Annotated in this window: 23 protein-coding genes; 12 read left to right on the forward strand and 11 right to left on the reverse strand. The window is 74.9% G+C overall.

Annotated elements, in window-relative coordinates; all coding sequences use genetic code 11:
- Window positions 1-48: 48 nt before the first annotated feature.
- The 4 genes from ACZ4TV_RS27495 to ACZ4TV_RS27510 form a co-directional block, all read right to left on the reverse strand.
- Window positions 49-534 carry an NUDIX hydrolase gene (locus tag ACZ4TV_RS27495; RefSeq protein ID WP_468137680.1) on the reverse strand — a complete coding sequence of 162 codons (486 nt, stop codon included), beginning with the start codon at window positions 532-534 and terminating at the stop codon, window positions 49-51.
- A gap of 82 nt (window positions 535-616) precedes the next feature.
- Window positions 617-2,266, reverse strand: coding sequence for an apolipoprotein N-acyltransferase (gene lnt, locus ACZ4TV_RS27500; protein ID WP_468137681.1), 1,650 nt, complete (start codon window positions 2,264-2,266; stop codon window positions 617-619).
- A gap of 163 nt (window positions 2,267-2,429) precedes the next feature.
- Window positions 2,430-2,945: a hypothetical protein gene (locus ACZ4TV_RS27505; protein WP_468137683.1), complete on the reverse strand. Its 516-nt coding sequence runs from the start codon at window positions 2,943-2,945 to the stop codon at window positions 2,430-2,432.
- A 194-nt stretch (window positions 2,946-3,139) separates the two neighbouring features.
- Window positions 3,140-4,159, reverse strand: a complete 1,020-nt coding sequence (locus ACZ4TV_RS27510) for an FAD-dependent oxidoreductase (protein ID WP_468137764.1) — start codon at window positions 4,157-4,159, stop codon at window positions 3,140-3,142.
- Window positions 4,160-4,365: 206 nt separating this feature from the next.
- On the opposite strand from ACZ4TV_RS27510, the gene ACZ4TV_RS27515 reads away from it, so the two are divergent.
- Both ACZ4TV_RS27515 and ACZ4TV_RS27520 read left to right on the forward strand, forming a co-directional pair.
- The gene (locus ACZ4TV_RS27515) at window positions 4,366-4,959 is read left to right on the forward strand and encodes a TetR/AcrR family transcriptional regulator (RefSeq protein ID WP_468137684.1); all 594 of its coding nucleotides are present in this window, start codon (window positions 4,366-4,368) and stop codon (window positions 4,957-4,959) included.
- Window positions 4,956-5,882, forward strand: coding sequence for an ADP-ribosylglycohydrolase family protein (locus ACZ4TV_RS27520; protein ID WP_468137686.1), 927 nt, complete (start codon window positions 4,956-4,958; stop codon window positions 5,880-5,882). The genes ACZ4TV_RS27515 and ACZ4TV_RS27520 overlap by 4 nt, the downstream gene beginning before the upstream one ends.
- On the opposite strand, the gene abc-f is transcribed toward ACZ4TV_RS27520, so the two are convergent.
- Both abc-f and ACZ4TV_RS27530 read right to left on the reverse strand, forming a co-directional pair.
- Complete coding sequence (gene abc-f, locus ACZ4TV_RS27525; RefSeq protein ID WP_468137687.1) at window positions 5,852-7,462, reverse strand: ribosomal protection-like ABC-F family protein; 1,611 nt, start codon at window positions 7,460-7,462, stop codon at window positions 5,852-5,854. The genes ACZ4TV_RS27520 and abc-f overlap by 31 nt on opposite strands.
- A gap of 165 nt (window positions 7,463-7,627) precedes the next feature.
- The gene (locus ACZ4TV_RS27530; RefSeq protein WP_468137688.1) at window positions 7,628-8,434 is read right to left on the reverse strand and encodes a glutamate racemase; all 807 of its coding nucleotides are present in this window, start codon (window positions 8,432-8,434) and stop codon (window positions 7,628-7,630) included.
- A 939-nt stretch (window positions 8,435-9,373) separates the two neighbouring features.
- Between ACZ4TV_RS27530 and ACZ4TV_RS27535 the strand changes: the two genes are divergently transcribed.
- The 5 genes from ACZ4TV_RS27535 (at window position 9,374) to ACZ4TV_RS27555 (ending at window position 15,718) form a co-directional block, all read left to right on the forward strand.
- Window positions 9,374-10,552, forward strand: coding sequence for a glycosyltransferase (locus tag ACZ4TV_RS27535; protein WP_468137689.1), 1,179 nt, complete (start codon window positions 9,374-9,376; stop codon window positions 10,550-10,552).
- 247 nt (window positions 10,553-10,799) lie between these two features.
- Complete coding sequence (locus ACZ4TV_RS27540; protein WP_468137690.1) at window positions 10,800-11,309, forward strand: DUF6643 family protein; 510 nt, start codon at window positions 10,800-10,802, stop codon at window positions 11,307-11,309.
- Between the two features lie 49 nt (window positions 11,310-11,358).
- Window positions 11,359-12,183, forward strand: a complete 825-nt coding sequence (locus tag ACZ4TV_RS27545; protein WP_468137691.1) for an MOSC domain-containing protein — start codon at window positions 11,359-11,361, stop codon at window positions 12,181-12,183.
- A 300-nt stretch (window positions 12,184-12,483) separates the two neighbouring features.
- A complete protein-coding gene (locus ACZ4TV_RS27550) occupies window positions 12,484-13,101 on the forward strand; it encodes an Rv1733c family protein (protein WP_468137692.1) in 618 nt (205 codons plus the stop codon).
- A gap of 157 nt (window positions 13,102-13,258) precedes the next feature.
- A complete protein-coding gene (locus ACZ4TV_RS27555) occupies window positions 13,259-15,718 on the forward strand; it encodes a right-handed parallel beta-helix repeat-containing protein (protein ID WP_468137693.1) in 2,460 nt (819 codons plus the stop codon).
- Here the strand turns inward: ACZ4TV_RS27555 and ACZ4TV_RS27560 are convergent.
- Entirely contained in the window at window positions 15,660-18,065 is a 2,406-nt protein-coding gene (locus tag ACZ4TV_RS27560) for a hypothetical protein (protein WP_468137694.1), read from the reverse strand. The two genes, ACZ4TV_RS27555 and ACZ4TV_RS27560, sit on opposite strands and share 59 nt — an antisense overlap.
- 274 nt (window positions 18,066-18,339) lie before the next feature.
- Here ACZ4TV_RS27560 and ACZ4TV_RS27565 point away from each other — a divergent pair, with 274 nt between their 5' ends.
- Window positions 18,340-18,828, forward strand: coding sequence for an SRPBCC family protein (locus tag ACZ4TV_RS27565; protein WP_468137695.1), 489 nt, complete (start codon window positions 18,340-18,342; stop codon window positions 18,826-18,828).
- Window positions 18,829-18,853: 25 nt separating this feature from the next.
- On the opposite strand, the gene ACZ4TV_RS27570 is transcribed toward ACZ4TV_RS27565, so the two are convergent.
- Window positions 18,854-20,026, reverse strand: coding sequence for a PLP-dependent cysteine synthase family protein (locus tag ACZ4TV_RS27570; protein ID WP_468137696.1), 1,173 nt, complete (start codon window positions 20,024-20,026; stop codon window positions 18,854-18,856).
- A 199-nt stretch (window positions 20,027-20,225) separates the two neighbouring features.
- Between ACZ4TV_RS27570 and ACZ4TV_RS27575 the strand changes: the two genes are divergently transcribed.
- Window positions 20,226-20,774: an ATP-binding protein gene (locus tag ACZ4TV_RS27575; RefSeq protein ID WP_468137697.1), complete on the forward strand. Its 549-nt coding sequence runs from the start codon at window positions 20,226-20,228 to the stop codon at window positions 20,772-20,774.
- 115 nt (window positions 20,775-20,889) lie between these two features.
- On the opposite strand, the gene ACZ4TV_RS27580 is transcribed toward ACZ4TV_RS27575, so the two are convergent.
- Together ACZ4TV_RS27580 and ACZ4TV_RS27585 are read right to left on the reverse strand one after the other, a co-directional pair.
- On the reverse strand, window positions 20,890-22,149 hold the full coding sequence (locus ACZ4TV_RS27580; protein ID WP_468137699.1) for an ROK family protein: 1,260 nt from the start codon (window positions 22,147-22,149) through the stop codon (window positions 20,890-20,892).
- 43 nt (window positions 22,150-22,192) lie between these two features.
- Complete coding sequence (locus tag ACZ4TV_RS27585; RefSeq protein ID WP_468137700.1) at window positions 22,193-22,846, reverse strand: alpha-ketoglutarate-dependent dioxygenase AlkB family protein; 654 nt, start codon at window positions 22,844-22,846, stop codon at window positions 22,193-22,195.
- Between the two features lie 38 nt (window positions 22,847-22,884).
- On the opposite strand from ACZ4TV_RS27585, the gene ACZ4TV_RS27590 reads away from it, so the two are divergent.
- From ACZ4TV_RS27590 to ACZ4TV_RS27600, 3 genes are all read left to right on the forward strand, one after another.
- Window positions 22,885-23,628, forward strand: a complete 744-nt coding sequence (locus ACZ4TV_RS27590; RefSeq protein ID WP_468137701.1) for a maleylpyruvate isomerase family mycothiol-dependent enzyme — start codon at window positions 22,885-22,887, stop codon at window positions 23,626-23,628.
- Between the two features lie 102 nt (window positions 23,629-23,730).
- Entirely contained in the window at window positions 23,731-23,982 is a 252-nt protein-coding gene (locus ACZ4TV_RS27595) for a DUF6332 family protein (RefSeq protein ID WP_468137702.1), read from the forward strand.
- Between the two features lie 67 nt (window positions 23,983-24,049).
- Complete coding sequence (locus ACZ4TV_RS27600; protein WP_468137703.1) at window positions 24,050-24,541, forward strand: hypothetical protein; 492 nt, start codon at window positions 24,050-24,052, stop codon at window positions 24,539-24,541.
- Here the strand turns inward: ACZ4TV_RS27600 and ACZ4TV_RS27605 are convergent.
- Window positions 24,532-25,524: a spherulation-specific family 4 protein gene (locus tag ACZ4TV_RS27605; protein WP_468137705.1), complete on the reverse strand. Its 993-nt coding sequence runs from the start codon at window positions 25,522-25,524 to the stop codon at window positions 24,532-24,534. The genes ACZ4TV_RS27600 and ACZ4TV_RS27605 overlap by 10 nt on opposite strands.
- Between the last annotated feature and the right edge of the window lie 128 nt (window positions 25,525-25,652).

A 25,652-nucleotide genomic window follows, 5' to 3' on the forward strand; every position in this document is an offset into this window, starting at 1 on the left:
TCAGCCGGTCAGCCGGACGGCTTGGGCCCGGTTCGCCGGGCGCGCGCCCTACTCCGCGATCTCGGCGGGGGTTTCGAACCAGGTGGGCTCGTCGCGCAGGGCCCGGTGGATCCGGTCCAGGGCGAAGGGCTCCAGCGGCGGCAGCGCGTCCACCTCGAACCAGGCCACTTCGAGGGACTCGTGGTCGTTGGCCCGCGCCTCGCCGCCGGTCGCACGGCAGCGGAAGGTGATGTCCTGGAACTGGCATATGTCGCCGTTGGGGTAGGTGATCGGCTGGAGCATTTGGACGAGGACCACCCGCTCGGGGACGCAGCGCACCGCCGTCTCCTCGTACACCTCGCGCACGGCGGTCTCGGCGGGCTGCTCCCCCGGTTCGGGGATTCCGCCGATCACGGACCACTGCCCGGTGTCGGAGCGCCGGCCGAGCAGCACCCGGCCCCGGTCGTCGAGGACGATGGCCGTGACCCCGGGCAGCAGGAGCAGCCGGTGCCCGGCGGTGGCACGGATCTCGCGGATGAAATCGGGTGTGGTCATCCCCTGACCCTACGAGGACCCGGCGCGGGCACCGCGCGGGCCCCGCGCCGACTCCGCGCCGACCCCGCACGGGCACCGGCCCTCAGGCTGTCCGGCGGGCGCGGGTCCGGCGGGTCAGGATCCAGCCGAACCCGCCCGCCGCGAGGAGGAGCAGCGCGTACTCCGGCAGCGGTCCCACGACGGTGGCCGGGGTGCGGCTGGAGCGCAGCGGGATCTCGGCGACCAGTGCGTCCGCGGTGAACATCTTCGTCTCCGCGCTGATCCTGCCGTCGGGGCGGATCACCGCGCTGACCCCGCTGGTGACGGGGACCAGGACGGTCCGGCTGTGCTCGACGGCGCGGACCCGGTCCATGGCGAGCTGCTGGTAGGTCATCTGGGTCCGGCCGAACGTGGCGTTGTTGCTGGGTACGGAGATCACCTGCGCGCCGTCCTGGACGGTGGAGCGGACGGCGTCGTCGAAGGCGGCCTCGAAGCAGGTGACCATGCCGATGCCGCTGCCGGCCATGTCGAAGACGCCCGGGTCCTTGCCGGGGCCGAAGTCGCGGCGCACCCGGTCCACGTCGGCGCTGAAGAGCCGGACGAAGGAGCGCATCGGGATGCGCTCCCCGAAGGGCTGGATCTTGCGCTTGTCGTAGGTATCGGTGGGGCCCGCCACCGGGTCCCAGAGGATCATCGTGTTGCGCAGCGGACCGGTCTCGGGGGACACGACGGCGCCGATGGCGACCGGCACGCCGATGGCCTTGACCGCCTGGTCGATGACGGCGTGGGCGTCGGGTTCGGCGTACGGGTCGAGGTCGGAGGAGTTCTCCGGCCAGACGACGAAGTCGGGCTTCGGGGCGCGGCCGGCCTTGACGTCCTCGGCCAGCTGGATGGTGCGCTTGACGTGGTTGTCGAGGACGGCGCGGCGCTGGGAGTTGAAGTCGAGGCCGAGGCGCGGCACGTTGCCCTGGATGACGGCGGCGACGACGGTGCCGTCCTCGGCCGCGTCGGAGACCAGCGGACGGGCGGCGAGGCCGGCGCCGATCGGGGCGGCGATGGTGAGCGCGGCCAGCGCGGCGGTGGTGCGGCCGGGGTGGGCACGGGCGATGCGCAGGGCTTCGTAGAGGCCGAATCCGCAGAGGGCGACGCCGAAGGAGAGCAGCGGTGTGCCGCCGAGGGCGGCGAGCGGGGTGAAGACGCCGTCGGCCTGTCCGAAGGCGAGCTTGCCCCAGGGGAACCCGCCGAAGGGGGCCCGGGCGCGCAGGGCCTCGCCCGCGACCCAGACGGCGGCGGCGAACAGCGGCCAGGCCGGGAGCCGGCTGACGAGGGCGATGCCGAGGCCGGCGAGGCCGATGAGGAGGGCTTCGAGGGTGGCCAGCGCCAGCCAGGGCACCGGGCCGACCTCCTCACCCGTCCAGACGAGGAGCGGAAGCAGGAAGCCGAGCCCCGCGAGGAATCCGAGGCCGAAGCCGGCCCGGGCGCGGCCGCCGTGGAGACAGCCCGCGAGCAGGGCGAGGGCGAAGGGGGCCAGCCACCACAGGGGGCGCGGCGGGAAGCTGAGGTAGAGCAGCACTCCGGACAGCGCGGCGAGCACGGCACGCACCCGCCAGGATCCCGTCCGCTTCACGGCGGCCGGGGTGGTGGCGGGGCTGGTGGGAGGGCCGGTGACCGGGGGCGCGGAGCCTTCGGTCCGGAGTCCGTCGGCGGGCTGCGAGGGCTCGTTCCCGGCCGCGCGGGTGACACTGCTGCTCATCTGGCGGAGTGTACGTCCCCGCGCCCCGGAGACGCGTAAGCGCACAGGACGTACGCGGGCGCCCCGACCACGCGGCGAGGTGGCGAGGGGTCGTGCCGGGAGGCAGGGCAGGGGCCCGCGAAGATTTCCCGGACGGGGCCGGTGATCGGCAAGACGACACCACTTAGCGTGCGAGGGCGCGCAGGTGGGTGCGGATGACCCGGACGGCGTTCTCGGCGTCGTCGACGGTGACCGTGAACAGCTTCCCGTCGCCGAGCCTCAGTTCCAGTCCCTCGCCGCGCCGGACGATCACCGCGGTGCCCTTCTCGGGGCGCCAGCGGTAGCCCCAGCCGCCCCACTGCTGCGGGGTGATCCGGGGAAGGAACTCGGCGGAGGCCACATCGGTGAGCTGGATCTTCCGGCGCGGCAGCCCGATGTGGCCACAGCGCACGACCAGGGCCTCGGCGTCGACGGTGACGGCGACGTACACGAAGGCGATCGTGCCGTAGAGGATGAGCAGCCCGGCGGCGAGGCAGCCGACCACGGCCATGAGGAGCGGGACGATGCCGTTGGTCCAGGCGTTGCCGACGGCGAGCTCGATGCCGAGCGCCAGACAGCCCGCACCGGCCACCGCGAGCAGCCACTGCGCGCGGTTGGAGGCCCGTCCCGTCCAGAGCGGACCCGGGGGGTGATCCGTCATGTCAAGCAGCGTACTCACGTTCCGCGCGTACGCCACCGCCTCTGGCCCACCCGGTGCGCAGCGGCGCCTGGGCGCCCGGGAACCCGGCGGTGAGCGCGTCGGCGACGGGGTCGTCACCGCGCATCGGGCCTCGTCCGGACGGGTGACTGGCGGCCGGCCTCCGAGTGAGGCGCTGGCCCGGCGCCCGCGCCCGTTCAGCCGGGCAGCAGGCTGATCAGTGCGTCGCGCAGGGCCGGCCGGCGGCCGGTCATGAAACGGTGCAGGTTGCGCGAGCCGAAGGCGACGCGCTGGGCGCTGCGACGGCGCTCGGCGTCATAGGCGCGGAGGGCGCCGGGCAGCCCGGCCGGTCCGGTGGCGGTGACGGCGCGGGTCAGGGCCTCGGCGTCGAGGAGGGCGGTGCAGGCGCCCTGGCCGAGGTTGGGCGTCATGGCGTGGGCGGCGTCGCCGACGAGGGCGACCCGGCCGTCGGTGACGAAGGTGGGGAGCGCCGGGTAGAGGTGGCGCATCTCGTACCGGATCCAGGTCGCCGGGTCGGTCTCGGCCAGGACGCGCGGGACGGGGTCGTGCCAGTCGGCGAAGGCGTCCCGGACTTCTTGGGCGGTGGTGGCCGCGGGAACGGTCGCGTACCAGTTGGTGCGGCCGGGCTCCACGGGGGTCATGCCGAAGAAGCGGCCGTCACCCCAGGTCTCGCCGTACAGGCCGGTCTCGAATCCGGCGATGCCGATCCAGGCGACCGTACCGATCGGGCGCGGACCGCTGCCGCACCCGAAGTGCGCCGTGCGGACCACGCTGTTGATCCCGTCGGCGCCGACGAGCAGATCGGCGGTCAGTCCGGCCGGGTCGGTGAGGCGCTGCCCGTACGCGATCCGCACGCCGCCGAGCCGGTCGAGCTCGGCGAGCAGCGCGTCGATCAGGTAGGGGCGGGATATGAGCAGTTCGGGCCGGCCCGCCTTGCGCTCGATCCGTTCCAGCGGGAGAGCGGCCAGCACCCTGCCGTCGGGGCGCCGGATGCGGGCGTCGCGGTACGGGACCGCGCGCGCCCGCAGCGCGTCGCCCAGGCCGAGCCGGTCGAGGGCGCCCTGGGCGGTGGGGTGGATCCCGAGGGCGGTTCCGTAGCGTTCGAGCGCGGTCCGCCGTTCCAGGACGGTGACCGCCCAGCCCGCTCGGCGCACGCCGACGGCGGTGGCGAGCCCGCCGACTCCCGCCCCGACCACGACGGCCGTGCCGGCGCCCGGCCGGCGGCCTCGCCCTGGCCCTTGCCCTTCCCCGCTCCCGCTCCCGCTGCCGGTTTTGGTCTCCGTCTCGGTCTCGGTCTCGTCGCTCATGGCCCACCAGCCCCTTCGCCCGCGGCTCCCACTCCCACGACACCACGGCCGTGGTACTACACCTGTGGTACCACGGGCGTGGTTAAACTGGCAACGTGAATCAGGACCGGAGGGACCGGCTGCGGGACGCGGCCATCGCCGTACTGGCGGAAGCGGGCGGGCGCGGGCTGACGCACCGGGCCGTCGACGCGGCCGCCGCCGTGCCGACGGGCACGGCCAAGAACTACTTCCCGACGCGCGACGCCCTGCTGCGCGCGGTGGCCGAGCGCTGCGTGGAGCAGTACCGGGCGCTGGCCGCGGCCCTGGCGGGGGCCGGGCCGGGGCCCGCCGACGCGCAGCAGCTCGCGGCGCTGCTCGCGGGGCTGCTGCGGGATGTGGCCGGGCCCGGGCGCCCGCGCGTCCTGGCCTATCTGGAGCTCCTCACCGAGGGGACGCGGCGGCCGTGGCTGGCCGCCCTGCTCGATCCGATCGCCGCGGCGGACTTCGCGGCGCACGCCCGCCTGCTGCGCGCGGCCGGACTGCCGGCCGGACCGGAGCAGGCCCGCGCCCTCACCCTCGCCCTGCACGGCGCGATCCCTCACCTGCTGACCGGCGCCCCGGCCACCCTGGCGGCGGCCGGCCTGGAGGACCTGGACCTCTTCGCGCGCACGCTGCTCGCCTCCGTGTGCTCCTCCGGGGAGATGCCGTGACCGGGCGGCTCGACCGGGCGGTGGGGGCCGTACTGGGCTCGGCTGTGGGAGACGCGCTCGGCGCTCCCTACGAGTTCGGCCCCGCCGGGCAGTTGAGCGAGCGGGCCGAGGAGATGCGCGGGGGCGGCGGCTGGGATCCCGGCGAGGCGACCGACGACACGCAGATGGCCGTCCTGGTCGGCGAGTCCCTGCTGGAGCGGGGCGGCCTGGAACTCCCGGACGTCTTCGCCCGGTTCCAGCAGTGGGCGGCCGGGCAGCCCAAGGACATCGGCCTGCAGACGGAGGACGTACTGACGAACGGCGAGCCGTGGAACCTCGCCGCCGCCCTGCACTTCCGGGTCAACGCCCGGGCTGCGGGCAACGGTTCCCTGATGCGGGCCGCCACCTCGGCGGTGTACTTCGCCGCCGCCGGGCGGGAGCGGACCATAGACGCCGCCCGGCGGATCGCGGCGCTGACGCATGGCGACCGGGCCGCCTGGGAGGGAACGGCGATCCTGCACGAGCTCGTCCGCGTCGCCCTCGACGGAGCCGATCCGCTCGCCGCCCTGCCCGCGACGCTCGCCGCGGTGCACCCGGACCACCGCGAGCGGTACGGCCGCGTACTCGCCCCCGACTGGCATCCCGGTCTGGCCACCGAGTTCAACGGCGCGGTGTGGCCCTGCCTGGGTTCGGCCGTGTGGGCGCTACGGACGACATCCGGGTTCGCGGAAGCGGTGCGGGCCTCCGTGGACTTGGGCGGTGACACGGACACGGTGGCCGCGGTAACGGGGATCCTGGCCGGGGCCCGGTACGGCCAGGGGGCGGTCCCCGCGCACTGGACGGCCGCGCTGCACGTTCCGCTGCCCGGGTTCGGGGAACGGGTCCTGGACGCGGACGACCTGCGTGCGCTGGCTCAGCGGCTGGCGGCGGCCGGCTCCCGCTGAAGCTCCAGGCGGCGGCCCCGAAAGGCCGCGCGCAGCCGCCGGTCGTGCGTGACCAGGACGAGGGTCCCGCCGAAGTGGGCCAGGGCGGCCTCCAGTTCCTCCACCACGGCCGGGGCCAGGTGGTTCGTCGGCTCGTCCAGCAGCAGCAGGTCGAGCGGCCGCGCCAGCAGCCGGGCGAGCTCCAGCTTGCGGCGCTGACCGGCCGAGAGGGCGCCCACCGGCCGGTTGAGGTCGTCCGGGGCGAGCAGGCCGTGCCCGGCGACCTGGTCGGCGTACTCCTGGCCGAACACCTCCACCGCCGAACGCAGTTCGCGCGCTCCCCGGTCGTCCTGCCGCAGCACCCCCACGCGTGGGGGTGTCCGTACGAAGCCTTGCGCAGGCTTGAGTTCACCGGCCAGCAGGTGCAACAGGGTCGACTTACCGGCTCCGTTGGGTCCGGTCACCAGGAGCCGCTCCCCCGGGGCGAGCGTGAGCGAGACCGGTTCGAGTCGCCCCGGCACGGTCGCACCGGCGGTCTCCACCACGGCGGCGGAGCCTTCGGTGAACCGGCCGGTGAAGCGGAGCGGGCGCGGGGGCGGCGGAAGCGGGTTCTCGGTCAGCCGGTGCAGCCGTTCGCGGGCGGCGCGCACGCGACTCGCCGCGCCGTGGGTCCGCGACCGGGCGCGGAAGGCCCCGGCTCCGCTGAAGCCGCGGGGCAGCTTGCGCGGGATGGCGGCGAACCGCCCGATGTTGGTGTCGGCGAGCCGCTCGGCGCTCCGGACCTCCTCGCGCCACTCCTCGTACTCCCGCTCCCAGCGGGCCCGTTCGGCGGCGCGGGCGGTCAGGAACCCCGCGTAGCCGTTGCCGTAGCGGCGTACGGTCCGGCGGTCCCGGTCCACCTCCAGGATGGCGGTCGTGACGCGGTCGAGGAAGAGCCGGTCGTGGGTGACGGCGACGACCGTTCCGCGGTGGGCGCGCAGGCGCTCCTCCAGCCAGGTCACCGCCTCGTCGTCGAGGTCGTTGGTCGGCTCGTCCAGCAGCAGCAGTTCCGGCTCGGCGGCGAGGGCCGCCGCGAGCGCGAGCCGGGAGCGCTGACCGCCGGGGAGGGTGCCGAGCCGGCGGTCCGGGTCGAGGTCGGTCCGTTCGCCGAGGCGGCGCAGGGTGGTCGCGACGCGCCGTTCGGCATCGTGGCCGCCGCGGGCGTCGTAGGCGGCGAGGAGGTCCCCGTACGCCGTGAGTTCCTCGGGACCGGCCCGGTGCAGGCGGGACTCGGCGGCGCGGATCCGGAGCTCCAGGTCGCGCAGGTCGGCGAGCGCGAGGTCGATCGCCTCCCCGACGCGGGCGGCAGGCGGGAGGTCGAGGGTCTGCGCGAGGTGCCCGAGGCCGCCGGGGGCGGTGACGGTGACCTCGCCGTGGTCGGGCCGCTCCCGCCCGGCGAGGAGCCGCAGCAGGGTGGACTTGCCGGAGCCGTTGTCGCCGACGACGCCGACCCGCTCGCCGGGCCGGACCGTACAGCTGACGCGGTCCAGGACGACGTGGGTGTCGTAGCTCTTGGTGACCTCGGACAGGACGATCTGGGTGGGGGCTTGGGGAGCACGCAAGGGCGGTCCCTTCGGAACAGCGGGTGGAGACGAACCGTTCCGTCTCGTAACACTGGCAACCGTAAACGACGAACGCACGCCACGCAAGACGATTCGTCTCGCCAACGGCGGCCGGGTGCCGGGGTGCCGGCTGCGGGACTGCGGGACTGCGGGGTGCCGTCGGGGTCAGCCGACGGGCGCGCCCTCGACGGTCGCGCCCTGGCCCACGAGCAGCCGGCCCTCGGCGTACCTGAGCGCGGCGTCGGGCAGGCTCCCCTGCCGCCCGCTGCGCAGGACGGTCAGTCCGCCCGTGCCGGGCAGGGCGGGCTCGGGCAGGACGCCGAGACGGCGCAGCGCCTGGACGGCGACGGGCTCTGCGGAACCGTGGTAGACGAGCCCGGCTCCCCCGGTCCGCGCGGCCAGGGCGGCCCGGATGGGGCCCTCGACCAGCTCGTAGTGCGTGCAGCCGAGCACCACGTCGGTGACGTCGGCCGGGGTCAGCGCGGCAGCCGCGGCGACGGCGGCCGTCACGGCGTCGTCGTCGGCCGCCTCCACGGCGTCGGCGAGCCCGGGGCAGGGCACCTCGGTGACGCGGGCCCCGGCGGCGAAGTCGCGGATGAGCCCGCGCTGGTAGGGGCTGCCGGTGGTGGCCGGGGTGGCCCAGATCGCCACGCGGCCGCCGGCGGCCGCGGCGGGCTTGATCGCCGGTACCGTCCCGATGACCGGGAGGCCGGGCTCCAGTTCCGCCCGCAAGGTGGCCAGGGCGTGCACGCTGGCGGTGTTGCAGGCCACGATCAACGCGTCCGGGCTGTGCGCGGCGGCGGCCCGGGCGACGGCGAGCGCCCGCGCGGTGAGGTCGGCGGGGGTCCGCGGGCCCCACGGCATCCCGTCGGGGTCGGAGGAGAGGACCAGATCCGCGTCCGGCCGCAGCCGCCGCACCACCGCGGCCGCCGCGAGGAGGCCGATTCCGGAGTCCATGAGCGCGATCTTCACCCGGCCACCTTAGTCGACCCCACCCCCGCCCGAACCCGCCGCCCACAACACCCCACCCCTGAATCGACCCCGATCACCCCGGGTCAGCAACGCCACCCATCCCGCCCCGACCACAGGCCGCCGCACGCGAGCCGCGCCTGAGGCGCAGCGACGGAGCCGGGCCCGCCACCCGGGGGCGAGGGTGGAGAGCGCCGCCCCGGGGCCGCACCGGAAACCGCAGCACCGGGATGGGGGTGGAGACCGCCGCCCCGGGGCCGCACCGAAATCGGCAGCACCGTGACGCAACGGAGGCTGCCGCCCCGCGCGCCGGGACCAAACGCCACCGCCCGGGGCTCGGGCCGAAGACCGCCGCCCGGGGCCGCGCCGGACGCCGCAGCACGGGAGCCGGGCCTGAGACCGCCGCATTGGAGCGGGACCCGGAGGCGACCCGTACCGGGGTCCGCCCGACCCGCCACACGGGACCGGGCCGAAGGCCGCCACACGGGGGCCGGACCGAAGGCTGACGCACCACGGCCGAGCCGAAGGCCGCCGTACGGGAGCCGGGCCTGCGACCGCCGCATCGGGGCCGGACCGAAGGCCGCCGCACCAGGAACCTGCCGGACGCTGACACGTGGCCAGGTCGAACGACCGCACCGGGCTCGGGCCCGAGACCGCCGCACCACGGCCGAACCAAGGCGACCGCACCGGCGCCCAGCCGGAGACCGCCACACCACGGCCGGGCCGAAGGCGGCCGCAGCGGAGCCGGGCCGGAGGCCGTCGTGCCGCGGGCGGGCCGAACGTGAGCGCACCATGGCCGGGCCGGAGGCAGCCTCACATCAGCCGGGCCGAGCGAATGCACCGGGGCGCGCCGGACGTTGCCGCGGCCGGGCCGAGGCGGGCGCAGCGCACCCGGCGGCGCGGGTGCGCGACACGTGCGGCCGGGCGCGGCACACTGCCGCCATGGGCCTCCTCACCGCCGCCTGCGCGGCCTACGCGTCCCTCGCCGCCTGGCTCTGGCTCACCCTCGCCCAGGGCATGTTCTGGCGGACCGACGTCCGCCTCCCCCCGCGCACCGCCCCCACCCACTGGCCGTCCGTCGCGATCGTCGTACCCGCGAGGGACGAGGCCGAGGTGCTGCCCCGGAGTCTTCCCTCGCTCCTCGCCCAGGACTATCCCGGCGAAGCCGAGGTGATCCTGGTCGACGACGGCAGTACGGACGGCACCGGCGGCCTCGCCCTCCGGCTCGCCCGGGAGCAGCCCGGGCTGCCCCTCACCGTCGTCTCCCCCGGCGACCCCGCCCCCGGCTGGACCGGCAAGCTGTGGGCGCTCCGCCACGGCATCGCGATCGCCCGCACCGCGCACGCCGCCGAGCCCGACTTCCTCCTCCTCACCGACGCCGACATCGCGCACGAGCCGGACAGCCTGCGCGAACTGGTCGCCGCCGCGACCTCCGCCGACCTCGACCTCGTCTCCCAGATGGCCCGCCTGCGCGTCGCCGGGCTCTGGGAAAGGCTCATCGTGCCGGCGTTCGTCTACTTCTTCGCCCAGCTCTACCCCTTCCGCCGGATCAACCGGCCCGGCGGGCGCACGGCGGCGGCCGCCGGCGGCTGCGTCCTGCTGCGCACCGAGGCCGCCGTACGGGCGGGGGTCCCCGACTCCATCCGCCAGGCCGTCATCGACGACGTCTCCCTCGCCCGCGCGGTCCAGCGCTCCGGCGGCCGGATCTGGCTCGGACTGGCGGAGCGGGTGGACAGCGTGCGCCCGTACCCCGCCCTCGCGGATCTGTGGCGGATGGTCTCGCGCAGTGCCTACGCGCAACTGCGCCACCAGCCCCTCCTGCTGGCCGGGACGGTCGCCGGGCTGGTGCTCGTCTATCTCGTACCCCCGGCCGCCCTCCTGGCGGGCCTCGCGACCGGACACCCCGCCATCGCCTGGGCCGGCGGCCTGGCCTGGCTGTTGATGGCCGGCACCTATCTGCCGATGCTCCGCTACTACGGTCAGCCGGCCGCGCTCGCCCCGCTGCTTCCGTTCACGGCGCTGCTGTACCTCCTGATGACCGTCGACTCGGCCGTTCAGCACTACCGGGGCCGCGGCGCGTCCTGGAAGGGCCGTACCTATGCCCGTCCCAGCGACGCCTGAAACCGCGAACTGCTGCCCGAGACAGAGTCATCCGAGGTCACCGCGTTGTGACGCTGCGTCAGCACGAAGTCGGTGCAACACACAACCGGTGGGCACGAGTAGGAGCAAGGTGGGGTGGAAGTGGTGAAATCGTGCACGTGAACGTCAAGTGAAAGCTGTGGCCCTGACCTGCGAATATGCAGGTCAGGGCGGTGTTGACGACACCTCGCTATGGACCCGGTGAAGTCGTGGGCTTAACTTAGGTCCCATGACCTCCCCCCGCTCCACTTATGGCGGCGGTTACTACTCCGCGCCCTCCTTCCCGGACACCCCCATCTACGACTCCCTCGTCGCCGAACGCGGCACTCCGCAGATCGCCCCGATCCGCGTCCCGGCCGCCTACGAGTCCCCGAGTGCCGGCTACTCGAGCGGTGGGTACCTCCCGGCCCTCGCCTCGGCGCTGCCCGCGCTGCCGCCCGCGGCGCCCCAGCAACAGCACGCCCCGGCGTACGGATACCCGTACCAGCAGCAGGCCGCTCCGCAGCCGATGCCGCTGCAGCACGCGCCCGCCCCGTACATCCCGCAGCAGCAGGCGGTCGGGGCCCGCGGCGGATACGTACCGCAGCCCCATCCGCAGCAGCCCCGCCCGGTCGCCGCGGCCACCGGGTACGAGGCCATGCGCCCGGCCGCACCGCGTCCGATGCAGGCTCCCGCGCCGGTCCCGGCCGCCTCGTACGAGGACCCGTACGGCCGCCCCTACCAGGGGCGTGGTTACTGACCGGTCGGCTGACACGCGGGGCGGCGCGAGGGGCTGGCAGTATTCCCCCATGTCGAACTTGCGCGTTCAGGCGCTCCACGTCCATCCCGTCAAGTCGGTAGCGGGGACCGCTCCCGACGAGGTGGCCGTGGAGCCCTGGGGTCTTGCCGGGGACCGGCGGTGGGCGCTGGTGGACACCGAGGGCACGGTCATCACCCAACGGCGGCACCCGCGACTGGCCTTGGCGGCGGCCCGTCCGGTGGGCGGCGGCCGGATCGCGGTGACGGCGCCGGGCATGACGGAGCTGGTGGTGGAGGTGCCCGAGCCGGGTCCGCTGGAGCCGGTCGTACTGTTCGGGAAGAAGGTCGAGACCGTGGTCGCGGCGAACGCCGCGGCCGACTGGTTCAGCGCGCACCTCGGGATGCCGGTGCGGCTGGTGCACATGGACGATCCGGCGGTACGGCGTCCAGTGGATCCGGATTACGCACTGCCGGGCGAAATGGTCAGCCTGGCCGACGGCTATCCGCTGCTGATCACCACCCTCGCCTCGCTGGACGCGCTCAACTCGCTGATCGCGCAGGGGGACCATCCCGAGGAGGGTCCGCTGCCGATGAACCGTTTCCGCCCCAACGTGGTGGTCTCCGGGGCCGAAGCGTGGGCCGAGGACGACTGGCGGCGCGTCGCGATCGGCGACGCCGTCTTCCGCGGGGCGCGCGAATGCGGCCGGTGCGTGATCACCACGACCGACCAGGGGACGGCGGAGCGGGGCAGGGAACCGCTGAAGACCCTGGCCAGGCACCGGCGGATCGGCCGGTCGCTGGCGTTCGGGCGGCTGCTGGTGCCGGTGCGGCTGGGGACGGTGCGCGTCGGCGACGAGGTCCACGTCCTCGAATGACGCTTCCGGCTCGCTCCGGTCCGTTCCGGTCCGAAGGCGCTGCGCAGACCACGCAGCCCCGATCGGCCGACCGGAATGACTCCTTCGGGGGGCTCCGGCCTCCGGCTGGAACCAAGCGGCACGACAACGCCGTTGGATCAGTCAGACAGGTGAGCACCCCGCCGGTACGGCACCGTCAGGGACCGGATCCGGATCGGGTGATCACATGTCTCGTGCGTCCCGGAATGCGCGTCCCGGGGCATGCGGAAGGCCGGGACGCGCAGGCAGGCGGAGACTGGCGGATGCAGGGGGAGCCGGACCGTGTGGACAGCAATGGGTGTATGGCGCTGGCGGCGCAATCCGCTGCGCCGGCCGACCGATCTCTTCGAGGCGTGGGTGGCGTTCGCCGCACTGGTGTGTGTCCTGGTGGTGGCGCCGGCCGCCGGGTGGGGCGCGGGCCTGCGGGTGGACGGCACCCTGCAGCAAGCCGCGCACGAGCAGCGGCAGGAGCGTCATCTCGTTCCGGCGGTGGTGGTCCGGCCGGCCCCGGAGTCGGCCGCCGCCGCGTCCGCGGCCGCCGACCCGTCGGCGCAGCGGACGGCCCCGCGCCGTACGCGGGTCGTGGCCTCGTGGACCGCGCCCGACGGCAGCAGCCACGAAGGCACGGTGCCGGCCGCGGAGGAACCGCCGCGCCCCGGCGACCGGTTCCGGATATGGACCGATGCGCACGGCCGGCTCGTGGGGCAGCCGCTCGACCCGTCCGCCGCCGGCTTCCACGCGGGGATGGTGGGTGTGGCCGCCGCGATCGGCGTGGCCGCGCTGGTCGAGACGGTCCGGCGGATGGTCGTACGCAGGCTCATGCATCGGCGGTACCTCCGTCTGGACCGGGCCTGGGCGGCTGCCGGACCGGACTGGGGCCGGGCGGGCGCGGGCGGTTGACCTGGCGGCCCATCGGCTCCGCGCGCGCTACCGTGGGGCGGCCGGATCGGTCGCTCCAGTAGCTCCATCGGCTTCAATGTGGCTTCAGTGACTTCAGGTTCCAGTGGCTTCGGTCGCATCGGCAGCGCGAGTACGAGGGTGGGGGCACGACAGCACCATGGTTCAGGGCACGGTCCAGGTGACGCACGGCGGGTCTTCGCGGTGGCGGCGCCGCTCCGGTGAGTATCCGACGCTGACCGCCGCGCTCGCCGTCGCGGGCGACGGAGACGTGCTGTCCATCGCCCCCGGCACCTACCGGGAGAACCTGGTGCTGCACCACGCCGTCACCCTGCGCGGGCCCGAGGGCGGGCTGGGGTCGGTGCGGATCGCCCCGCTCGACGGGGTCGCGCTGACCGTGCGCGCCTCGGCCGTGGTCCAGGACCTGTACCTGGAGGGGCAGGACCGGGCGGCGCCCGCCCTGCTGGTGGAGGACGGCTCCCCCGAGCTCACCGATCTGCGGGTGAGCACCCACTCCGCGGCCGGCATCGAGGTACGCGGATCCGGGGCCCGGCCCCTGGTGCGGCGGTGCACGGTGGAGAATCCTACCGGCGTCGGGATCGCCGTACTGGACGGCGGCGGCGGGGTGTTCGAGGAGTGCGAGGTCGTGGCCGCCGGGCAGAGCGGCGTCTCGGTGCGCGGCGGCGGCCGGCCCCGGCTGGAGCGCTGCCGGATCCACCACGCCACGGGCGCGGGGATCGCGGTCACCGGCGAGGGTTCGGGCCTGGAGGCCCTGGGCTGCGAGGTGTACGAGGTCAAGGGCACCGGGGTGCAGATCGCCGCCCGCGCCACGGCCCGGCTCACCGACTGCGCCGTGCACCGGACCTCGGCCGACGGGGTCACGCTCGACACCGACGCGGTGCTCACGCTGGCCGGTTGCGACATCCACGACATCCCGGAGAACGCGGTCGACCTGCGGTCCCGTTCGGTGCTCACCCTCAGCCGCACCACGGTGCGCCGGTTCGGCCGCAACGGTCTGTCCGTATGGGACCCGGGCACCCGGGTGGACGCCGAGTCCTGCGAGATCCACGACAGTACGGGCGACTATCCGGCCGTGTGGATCAGTGACGGGGCCACCGCCTCCCTGGACTCCTGCCGGGTGCACGACGTGCCGGACGCGCTGTTCGTGCTGGACCGGGGTTCGCGCGTCGACGTGGTCGACAGCGATCTGTCCCAGGTGCGCAACACCGCCGTCTCGGTGAGCGACGGGGCCACGGCCCAGCTCGACGACTGCCGGATCCGCGAAGCGGCCACCGGGGCCTGGTTCCGCGACCACGGCAGCGGCGGCACCCTCGCCAACTGCACCATCGACGCCGTGCAGACCGGCGTGATCGTCACCAAAGGCGCCGACCCGGCTCTGGAGCGGTGCACGGTCACCTCCGCGGCCGAGGCCGGTTTCTACGTGTCGGCGGGCGGCCGCGGCACCTTCACCGCCTGCCGGGTGACGGGCAGTTCCGGCTTCGGTTTCCACGTCATCGACGGCTGCCGCACCACGCTGACGCGCTGCCACACCGAGCGCTGCGCCCGCGGGGGCTACGAGTTCGCCGAGGACGGGCCGCTCGCCGAGGGGTGCACCAGCGACGAGTCCGGCCCGCGGCTGGCGGCCCAGTCGGCCCCGGCCGGCGGATCCGCCGGGGCGCAGGCGGGGATCCGTACGGTCACCGCGTCGCAGAGCCCCGTGGCGACACCGGCGGCGCAGGCGTCCGTACCGGCGCCCGCGGACCGGCCGGAGGGCGGCGCGGCGGCCGCCGCGCGGGGCTCCGGAGAGGTGCTGGGACAGCTCGACGCGCTGGTGGGACTGGAGAGCGTCAAGCGCGAGGTGCGCGCGCTCACCGACATGATCGAGGTGGGCCGGCGACGGCAGCAGGCGGGCCTCAAGGCCGCCTCGGTGCGCCGGCACCTGGTCTTCACCGGCTCCCCCGGCACGGGCAAGACCACGGTCGCCCGGCTGTACGGGGAGATCCTCGCCTCCCTCGGCGTGCTGGAGCGCGGGCACCTGGTCGAGGTGTCCCGCGTGGACCTCGTCGGCGAGCACATCGGCTCCACGGCGATCCGTACGCAGGAGGCCTTCGAGAGGGCGCGCGGCGGGGTGCTGTTCATCGACGAGGCGTACGCGCTGGCTCCGGAGGATTCGGGACGGGACTTCGGGCGCGAGGCGATCGACACCCTGGTGAAGCTGATGGAGGACCACCGGGACGCGGTGGTGGTGATCGTCGCCGGGTACACGGCGGAGATGGATCGCTTCCTGACCGTCAACCCGGGTGTGGCCTCGCGTTTCTCCCGGACCATCACCTTCGGCGACTACGGTCCCGAGGAGCTGCTGCGGATCGTGGAGCAACAGGCGGAGGAGCACGAGTACCGGCTCGGGGAGGGCACGTCCGAGGCCCTGCTGACGTACTTCACGGAGCTGCCCAAGGGGCCGGCCTTCGGCAACGGCCGTACCGCGCGCCAGACCTTCGAGTCGATGGTGGAGCGGCACGCGGGGCGGGTGGCCCAGCTGTCGGAGCCCAGTACGGACGAGCTCACCCTGCTGTTCCCGGCGGATCTGCCGGCGCTGCCCGCCCTGCCGGCTCCTTGCTGACGCCGGCCCGCTGACCCGGGGCGCCGGCCCGCTGACCCGGGGCGCCGGCCCGCTGACCTGGTACGTCGGCCCGTGCGGCCGCGTCCAACCGGGCGAGCAGGGCGTCGCGTTCGGCAGCGAAGGCCGGATCGGCCTGGTAGTCGCCGTGGCCGAGGATCGGCGCGGGCAGCGGGTGGCGGGCGCTGCGCCCGTAGGCGACCGGGTCGGGGAGCGGGCCGCGGTCCACCTCCTGGGCAGCGCCGGGAAGTGCGGGGCCGCCGATGGGGTCGGTGGCACGCCACAGGTTGCGCCAGCAGTCGAGCTCGCCGTGCAGGGCGGTGAGCGGCCCGCGGCCGAAGTAGGCGGGGAACCAGCGGCCGTAGAGGCGGCCGAGCGGGGATCCGTACGTGAGCAGGGCGACCCGGCGGCGGGCGGGCGGCGGCAGTTGCCAGACGGCCGCCGCGGCGAGCACGCTGCCCTGGGAGTGGCCGGAGATCACCAGGCGGCCGCCGGTGCGGCCGGTCCAGCCGGCCATCCGCCAGGTCAGGTCGGGGACGGCGCGCTCGGCGTAGCAGGGTGGCGCGAAGGGGTGGGCGGCGCGCGGCCAGAAGGTGCCGACGTCCCACAGGATGCCGATGGTCCGGCGGGCGGCGGGGTCCCGGTAGGCGCGGCGGCCCCAGGTGACGAAGAGGACGAAGCCGAGGCCGATGAGCCAGGACCCGGCGTCCTGAGCGGCGCGGGCGGCGGCTTCCAGCAGCGGCTGCGTCCCGCGGGCCGCCTCGCCCGGCACCCGTCCGCTGAGCCAGGCTCCGGCGAGTGCGCCCGCGCCGAGCACCAGGGTGATCCCGGAGACGGCCGCCACGAACCAGGGCGCGGAGTCGGTGAGCGCGGCGGCGCTCCGCGCTCCGGCGATCCGGCGGCTGCGGGCCGGGTCCGGCGTCTCCCCCGGGTACTCCTCGGCCACGGTCCTGGCCAGCCGGCTGCGGGTCCGGGCCCCGCGCACCGCGAACCAGGCGGCGAGCAAGGCCAGTACGAGGAGCAGCGGCGGCAGCACGGCGGCCTGCCAGGACAGCAGCACGGGCGGCCCGGGCAGCGGGGCGCCGGCCATCCCGGGCGTGGCTCCCCCGTCCAGCCAGTCGGCGACGCGCTGGGCGACCCCGCCGGACATCACCCCGCCGAGGGCGCAGCCCAGCATGGCGACGGCGGGCCCGCCGAGGCCGTGCAGGGCGGCCGACGGGTCGGGGGCCCGGCGGTGCAGGTACCGGGCGACGGCGGCGAGGGCGAGCACGCAGGCACCCTGGCCCAGCATGAGCACGCCGAAGGCGAAGTCACCGGGGAGCCGTCCGGTGGAGGTCCAGCCGGGGCGCGACCAGCAGGCGTGCAGGAGGACGGCGGCGAGCAGGACGAGCGCGGCTCCGGGCAGCAGGGTGACGGCGGCCCGGTCGAGCCGGTGGTCGGCCCGGGCCTCGGTACGGCCGCGCCGGCAGACGACCCAGGCCACGGTGACGGCTCCGGCGGCGAGCAGTGCCTGCGTGACCCAGCCGAGGGCTTCGAGGGCGGGGACGCCGGCCCGGCGGTCGTAGCGGGCGGTCGGCGCGGCGACGGCCACCGCCACGGTGAGCAGCCCGGCGGCGGTGTGGGCGGCGCGCAGCCGGGCCACGAGCCGGCGTCCGTACCAGAATCCGGGGCGGCCGAGCGCGGGCGCGGAGTCCGACGCGGTGTCCGGGTCGGCGGCGCCGGCGGGCGGCGGCTGGGATTCGTAGGCGCTCCAGGTGCGGTTCGACAGGAACCAGAGCAGCCCCGTCAACGCGGCGGGCACCAGGGCCCCGAGGGCGAGGCGGCGCCCGGGCTGGGCCCACCAGCCGCCCCCGGGCGAGAGGAAACCGAGCCAGGAGCGGGAGCCGGTACAGGTGCCGGAGGCCGCGCACTGCCAGGCGAAGAGGTCGAGCGCGACCTCGCAGGCGGCCGCGATCAGCAGCACGGTCAGGCTGAGCGCGATGATCCGTACGAGGACCCCGTACGCGCGCACCGCGCGCGGCGCCGCCTCGGCGGCGGGCGTGGCCGGCCGGGCCCAGTGGGCGAGGTTGGCCACCATGAAGGGCAGGAGCAGCAGCCACAGGGCGCGGGCGCCGTTGCCGGAGGTGAGCCGGGACCAGCAGTAGGCCTCGGGGACGGGCCGCCCGGCGTACCGCTCGGGGTGGGCTTCGGCGTCGGCGTCCTCGGTGCGGCGGAAGACGGCGGCGGTGGAGTCGCCGGTGACGCGGACGGTGCGCGGGTCGCCGAGCAGCTCGCCGGGGGCGGCGCCGGCCACTCCGTGGACCAGGAGTTCGAGGGCGAGGGGCGTGTCTGTCTGGGGTCGGTCCGGCACACGGGCCTCCGCTCGCGGGACAGGATCGGCGCGGCTCCAGCATCCCGCGCGACGCGTCCCCTGCCCAGGGGGATGTCTTGCCGATCATGACGCGCTCGCGGCGCGCTCGACAAGACACCACCGGGCACCGCGCCGGGCAATCCGTCCCGGCGGGCGATCGGCCGGGATCGGGGCGCTGGCGCAGCGGACATCGCTGGCGCAGCGGACATCTCGAGGGCGTCCCGCTATGGTGACGCGCACACGGGTTCAAGACCTCACCCCAGGGGGTACCGCCATGGCTCGCCGACTCCGCCCGGTGGGGCTGGACTTCATCGACGACGCGCCGATACGGCTGGTCTTCGCCAGCGAGGCCGCGGCGCCGCCCGAGGCCGTGTACCAGGCGCTCGCCGAGGAAGTGGAGGGCTGGGCGGGCTGGTTCAGGGCGGTGACCCTGGCCCGCCCCACGCACGGCGGCGCGGGCCGGGAGATCAAGCTGCTGGGCGGGGTGCGCTTCCAGGAGACGGTCATGGCGGCGGATCCCGAGCAGCGTTACGCGTACCGGGTCGACACCACCAACGTCCCCGGGGTGCGGGCCCTGTTGGAGGAGTGGCGGCTGACGCCGGCCGGCTCCGGCACGCACGTCCGCTGGACCTTCGCCGCGGACGGCTCGGCCCCGTTCCGCCTCGGCATGGCCGCCGCCCGCCCGGGCCTCGGCCACTCCTTCCGCACGGCGGTCCGTACGCTGGACGGCAGGCTCGCCGCGCGGCGCGGGGCGGACCAGTAGCCGGGGCGACGCCCGGCATGCCCTGTCAGGCGGCCGGTTCGCGCCAGACGCCGGTCGTCAGCAGCGTGTCGATGGTCTCGGCGTAGGGGGCGATGTCGATCCGCTGCGCCGCCAGCCATGCGTCGGAGTAGTACTTGTCCAGGTAGCGGTCGCCCGGATCGCACAGCAGGGTGACCACGCTGCCCGTACGGCCCTCCGCCACCATCTCCGAGATGATCTTCAGGGCGCTCCACAGGCCGGTGCCGGTCGATCCGCCCGCCTTGCGCCCTATGGCCGTCTCCAGCGCGCGGCAGGCGGCGACGCTCGCGGCGTCCGGGACCTTCATCATCCGGTCGATGGCGCCGGGTACGAAGCTCGGCTCCATCCGCGGCCGGCCGATGCCCTCGATGCGCGAGCCGCAATCGCTGGTGGCGTGCGGGTCGTTGCGGGTCCAGCCGTCGAAGAAGCAGGAGTTCTCGGGGTCCGGGACGCAGATGCGGGTGTCGTGCTGCATGTAGTGCACGTAGCGCGCGATGGTCGCCGAGGTGCCGCCGGTGCCGGCGGTCGCCACGATCCAGGCGGGCTCGGGGAAACGTTCCAGCTTGAGCTGCTGGTACATCGACTCCGCGATGTTGTTGTTGCCGCGCCAGTCGGTCGCCCGCTCGGCGTACGTGAACTGGTCCATGTAGTGCCCGCCCGTACGGGCGGCGAGCTCCGCCGATTCCTCGTACATCTTCATCGAGTCGTCCACGAAGTGGCATGCGCCGCCGTGGAATTCGATGAGGCGGCACTTCTCCGGGCTGGTCGTGCGCGGCATGACGGCGATGAAGGGGACACCGATCAGCTTGGCGAAGTACGCCTCGGAGACGGCGGTGGAGCCGGAGGAGGCCTCGATGACCGGACGGCCGGGGCGGATCCAGCCGTTGCAGAGCGCGTACAGGAACAGCGAACGGGCGAGGCGGTGCTTGAGGGAGCCCGTCGGGTGCGTGGACTCGTCCTTGAGGTAGAGGTCGATGCCCCAGGCCTCGGGGAGCGGGAAGCGCAGCAGGTGGGTGTCCGCGGAGCGGTTGGCATCGGCCTGGACCTTGCGGACGGCCTCCTTCAGCCAGGCACGGTAGTCCGCGTCGCTGCGATCGACGTCGATGGTCGTGGCAGTCGTACCGGTGGTGCTGCCGCCGGTGCCGGTGCCGGTTCCGGTGGTGGTGCCGGTGGTGCTCATGTGCGCCGCGCTCCTTCATGGGTGTACTCGCCCCTGCTTTCGCAATGTACCTCCCTCACCTGCGCAAACAGTCGCTTTGGGTTTCCATGCGGATCCCTTTCGATCGCGTTCGGTTGCACTGCGGCGCACCGTGGGTGACCCTGGTGGAGCATTACAGAGGGTGCAGCACCCGTAACACTCATGTCGGGGAGTCGCAGCCGTGATCAGTCATTCCCGCAGGCACTGCGTCGTCGAACTGCAGGCCTTGCCGTCGCGGATCGGCCAAATCCGCAGGATCGTTTCTGCACAGCTGCGCCACTGGCAGCTCGATCCGCTCATCGACCGGGCCGCTCTCGGCGTGACGGAACTGCTCAGCAACGTCCACCGCCACGCGCAGCCGGACAAGACCTGCACCGTAGAGATCGAACTGCGCCTGGGGCGCCTCACGGTCTCGGTCATCGACAGCGATCCGCGGCTACCGGTGCTCCACCCGCCGCAGGCGGACGCGCTGGAGACCTGCGGGCGCGGGCTCGCCCTCGTGGAGGCGCTCAGCGAGGCCTGGGGCGCCCGGCACCAGCCCGACGGACCGGGCAAGGTGGTGTGGTTCTCGCTCACGGCTGCCCCCGCCCCGGCGCCGCCGCCGCGTCCGGTACGGATCGGGGCCAAGCCCGTACGGGAACCCGCGCGGGCGGTGGTCGTCACCGTCGATCCGAGCGCCGTCGCGCCGGGCCTGCCGGCGGCCTCGCCGGTCGGCGCCCGGCCCGGGTAGCCCGCGCCCACCCCTGCCGGAGCCGTCACCGGAGCCCTCGGCGGAGCCCGCTCCCGGCCGCGCCCAGTGGGCGCGACGGGAGCCGAGGCCGTGGGGGCATAGGCCCCCGTACGGCCTAAGCCAAAGCCCTCAGCGGGTCGTCGAGCACCGGCTGCCACGCCAGCTCCGCCGCGCCGACCAGGCTGTTGTGGTCCAGGGTGCACGGCAGGATGGGCACGCCGCCGCTGCGCCCCCACAGGCTGCGGTCGGCGACCACCGCGCGCAGCCGCTCCGGGTCGGCGTGCAGCAGCTCCCGGTGCAGCCCGCCCAGGATGATCCGGTCCGGGTTCAGGATGTTCACCAGGCCCGCGAGGCCGAGGCCCAGCCGGTCGATCAGCTCCTCCGTGGCCGCCCGTACCGCCGGCTCGGCGGGCTCGTCGCGCAGCAGGTCGCGGGCCTGCTGGAGCAGCGAGACCTCGGGGCCGGGGCTGCGGCCGGCAGCGGTGAGGAAGGCCAGCGGGTCCGCCTCCACGTCCAGGCAGCCGCGGCCGCCGCAGTGGCAGGCCCGCCCCTCGGGATTCACCGTGAGGTGACCGACCTCCAGGGCGAGGCCGGAACTTCCGCTGTGCAGGCGGCCGTCGAGGACCAGCGCGCCGCCGACCCCGCGGTGTCCGGTGGCCACGCACAGCAGGTGCTGCGCGCTGCGTCCCGCGCCGTGCCGGTGCTCGGCCAGGGCGGCGAGGTTGACGTCGTTCCCGGTCAGGGCCGGGCCGTCGATCCCGGCCGCCTTCACGCACTGCGCGAAGATCGCCCGTACGGGAGAACCGGCCGGCCAGGCCAGGTGCAGCGGGTTCAGCGCCGTACCCTCCGGCTCCGCCACCGCCGACGGGACCGCGAGCCCCGCGCCGACACAGCGGCGGCCGCTCTCCGCGAGCAGCGCGGCGCCCGCCTCGACCACCGCGCCGAGCACCTGCGCCGGGTCGGCGGAGACGGTGACCTTGCCGGGGGCGGTGGCCACGATCCGGCCGCCGAGCCCGACCAGGGCGGCCCGGAAGCCGTCCGAGTGCACCTGGGCGGCCAGGGCCACCGGGCCGTCCTCGGCCACCGCGAGGCGGTGCGAGGGCCGGCCCTGTGCGCCGCCGGCGCCGCCCGGGCGGGAGTCGACGCGGATCAGCCCGAGCGCTTCCAGCTCGGCGGCGACGGCTCCGGCGGTGGCGCGGGTGACCCCGAGCTCGGCCGTCAGGACCGCGCGGGTCGGGGCGCGGCCGGTGTGGACGAGCTCCAGCGCCGGCCCGAGCGCGCCGCGCCCGCGTTCCAGTCTGGTCCGCGTGGCTGTCGTGGACGCGGATGGCGTGGTCACATCCCCCACCTGCGGCGGGGCCCCGTTGCCGTTCATGGCATCGATCCTCGCATGATCGGAGGGCGCGGGGCGCCGTCGTTCAGCCGAGCCCGCCGACCCGGAGTGTGATGTTCAGCCGCCCGGTCAGCCCGAGCCCGCGCGGGCCCGTGCCCGGCAGGACCTTCGGCACCCCGTGATAGGCCAGACGGCTCGCGTCCCCGAAGACGAAGAGGTCCCCGCTGCGCAGCTCGACGTCCTGGTAGGGGCGCCCGCGCGAGGCGGTGTTCCCGAAGCGGAAGACGCAGGTGTCGCCGAGGCTGAGCGAGACCACCGGCGCAGGGGACTTCTCCTCGGCGTCGCGGTGCATGCCCATGCGGGAGTCGCCGTCGTAGAAGTTGATCAGCGCGATGTCGTACATCACCGCGGGCTCGGGCGGTTCCCCGTAGGCGGCGGCCACCGCTTCCCGCCCCAGCTCGGCGAGCCAGGGCGGCATCGGCTTGACCGGGGCCCCGTCTCCGTCGACGGCGGTGCGCGCGTACCCGTACGGATACCAGTGCAGCCCCAGGCACACCTGCCGGGCGGTCATCACCCCGCCGCCCGGGGTGCGTACGGTGCGCAGGCCGGCCGGCGGGCGGGCCCACGCGCGGCAGGCCGCCAGCAACTCGCCCTGCTCCCCGGCCCCGAGCCAGTCGGGCACGTGCACGGCCCCGGGGGCGATCACGGTCCGCTCGCGCGGGAAGAGTTCCCCGTCCATTCCTCCATTGTCGGCGGCGGGCTGATAAGAATCCCGGTATGGACATCAGCGAACATGTGAAGATCGTGGCGCGGGAGGGCGAGCTGCTCGCCGGTGTGGCCGAACAGGCCGGTACGGACGCCTTGGTTCCCACCTGTCCGGGGTGGCACGTCACCGACCTGCTGCGTCACACCGGGGCGGTGCACCGCTGGGCGGCCGGACACGTCGCGGAGCGGCGGCTGGAGCCCATGGACTTCCCGGAGGCACCGGAGCTGGCCGGCGGCGAGCTGCTGGCGTGGTTCCGGGATGGTCACGCGGACCTGGTGCGCGTCCTGACCGAGGCCCCGGCCGATGTGCAGTGCTGGACCTTCCTGCCGACGGCCCCGCCGTCGCCGCTGGCGTTCTGGGCGCGGCGGCAGGCCCATGAGACCACCGTGCACCGGATGGACGCGGAGGCGGCGCGCGGTGTGGCGTTCTCGCCGGTGGAGCCGGCGTTCGCGGAGGACGGGGTCGACGAGCTGCTGACCGGTTTCCATGCCCGGCCGCGCAGCCGGGTGCGGACTCCCGAGCCGCGGGTGCTGCGGGTCCGGGCCGCGGACACGGGCGCGGTGTGGACCGTGCACCTGTCGCCGGAGCCCGCCCGTACGGTACGGGGTGACACGGACGAGGCGGCCGACTGCGAACTGACCGGCGAGGCGGCCTGGCTGTACGCGGCCCTGTGGAACCGGATCCCGCTGACGGGTCCGGGCGTGACGGGCGACGCGGCGTTGGCCCGGCTGTGGACGGAGACGGCCGGGATCTGAACCGGGCGGCGGAGGGGCGGGATGCCGGGGCGGCGGGACGGGGGGCGGTGGGGCGGCGCGGGCGCCCTTGTGGCGGACCGTGCGCGCTGTGACACTGTACGGATGGGGCGAAGGACGCAGGCGGACCGGGACGCGATCACCATCGAGATCGGCTACGCCTTGGTCAGCGCCTGCCTCGCGGCGGCCCTCGCCTTCGGCGCGGTGTACGGGCCGGTGCTGGCGTTCTCCCTGTCCCCGGCGACGGGCCGGATCCTGGCAGTGGCGGGCGTGGCCCTGGCGGCGGCGGTGTTCGTGCTCCGGGTCGTCCACGTGCTGCTCGGATTCGCCCGGCGCCCGGAGAACGACGGCGCCTGAGCCCTGCTTGTCGTGCTCACGCGGCCTGCGGCTAGGGTCTACTCCTCAACCATGATGGGGGTAGTCGATGTTCGGTTCCACGGTGCGCGGTGCGGCGATTCTCGCGGTGGCTCTGGCGGGGTTCGCGGTCTCCTGCGGCGGGGACCCGGCCGCCGCACCGCCCGCCGCGTCCTCGTCGCCGAGCGCGGCGGGTTCCAGCCCGGCGGTCGCTCCCACGTCCACCGGCGCACCGTCCGCCCCCGCCACCCCGCCGGCCGAAAGGGTCCGGGACGCCTTCGCGGGACTCCAGGCGACGCTCGACGATTCGTGCACGCCGGCCAACTGCGCCTACTTGTTCGGACGGGTCTACGACGAACTCCACCGCATGGACCGCGCGATGAAGGCGGACCCGAAGGGCCCCGGCCACTTCCCCGAGCCGATCGCCCTGATCGCGAAGCTCGACCGGGAACTGGGCGGCGACCGGAGCTTCGAGAACCTGAAGAAGCACCAGACCTCGCTGATCGGCACCCGCGACAAGATCAACACGTGGATGCAGGGCCACCCCGACGACTACCGCTGAGGGCGCCGGCCGCCGGGTGCCGGGGAGACGGCCTGGCCGAGGCCGGCCGCGTAGGCGGTCTGGGCGCGGAAGGTCCATGCCGGGCCCTCGTTCCACGGGTTGGGCATGACCGTGCTGGTCGCGTACGCGTAGCCCGCGCCGCGGTCGAAGGCCGTGCGCAGGGTGGCGCGCATCGCTTCGGCGTCGGGGACGTCGTGGACCAGGTGCCAGAAAGCCGTTCCGTCCGGGTCGAGTTCGCCGCCGGCGCGGTATCCGGAGAAGTGGTCGAAGACGTTGCCGCCGAGCCAACCGCCGCCGGTGTAAGCGGCGTACGTGCCCTCGTAGGTGACGAAGACGTCCGCGGTCCGGCGGCCCGGCTCCAGGTAGCAGTCGGCTATGGCGGTGCCGGGGTTGTTGACGACGAGGGCGGGGGCGGCCGGGTCGACGGCGCTCATGGTGGCCCGGACGTAGCGGCGCAGCTCCGCGTAGTGGTCGCGGGTGGCGTGGGCGGGGCCGCAGTCGCGGCTGACGACGTCGAAGAAGATGCCGTCGACGTGGAGGCGGCCGTCGGGGGTCTTGAGGTAGTTGTCGACGGAGGCTTTGACGGCGGCGACGTCGCGCTCGCCGTGGTCGGTGTGGACGTAGCCGAGCACCCTGGTCCGCTCGCCGGTGGAGGTGGCGCCGCCACGCAGCGCGTCGGCGCGGGCCCGCCAGCGGGCGTCGAACGGGGCGTCGCCGTTGCCCGGGTTCAGTACGACCACCGAGGCGGCCGGACCGGTGCCGGTGAGGTCCGTCAGCATGGGGTCGTCGGCCCAGACGTACGCGGGAACGCCGATCTCCAGGCCACGCACGCCGGGCATCCGGGGTGTGGGGGGCGGGGCGGTGGCCGGGGGCGGGGCGGCGGCCGGGGGCGCGTCGCGCGCCGACGCGGTGACGGCCGGCGCCGGCGCGGCCAGTAAGACGGTGACCAGGACGGCGTACAAGGCCTTCACGGCGCGCGGCATGAACGTTTCCTCCGGCGGCGGCAGGGGGCGACCGGAGGAACACTAGACGGGCAGCGCCTCGTTCAAGAGTGCACCGCCCGCATTGGGCGTGGGGAACAGCAGAGCGAGTCACCGCCCGTCACGTGAAC

The organism is Streptomyces sp. NPDC028910, from assembly GCF_055564955.1.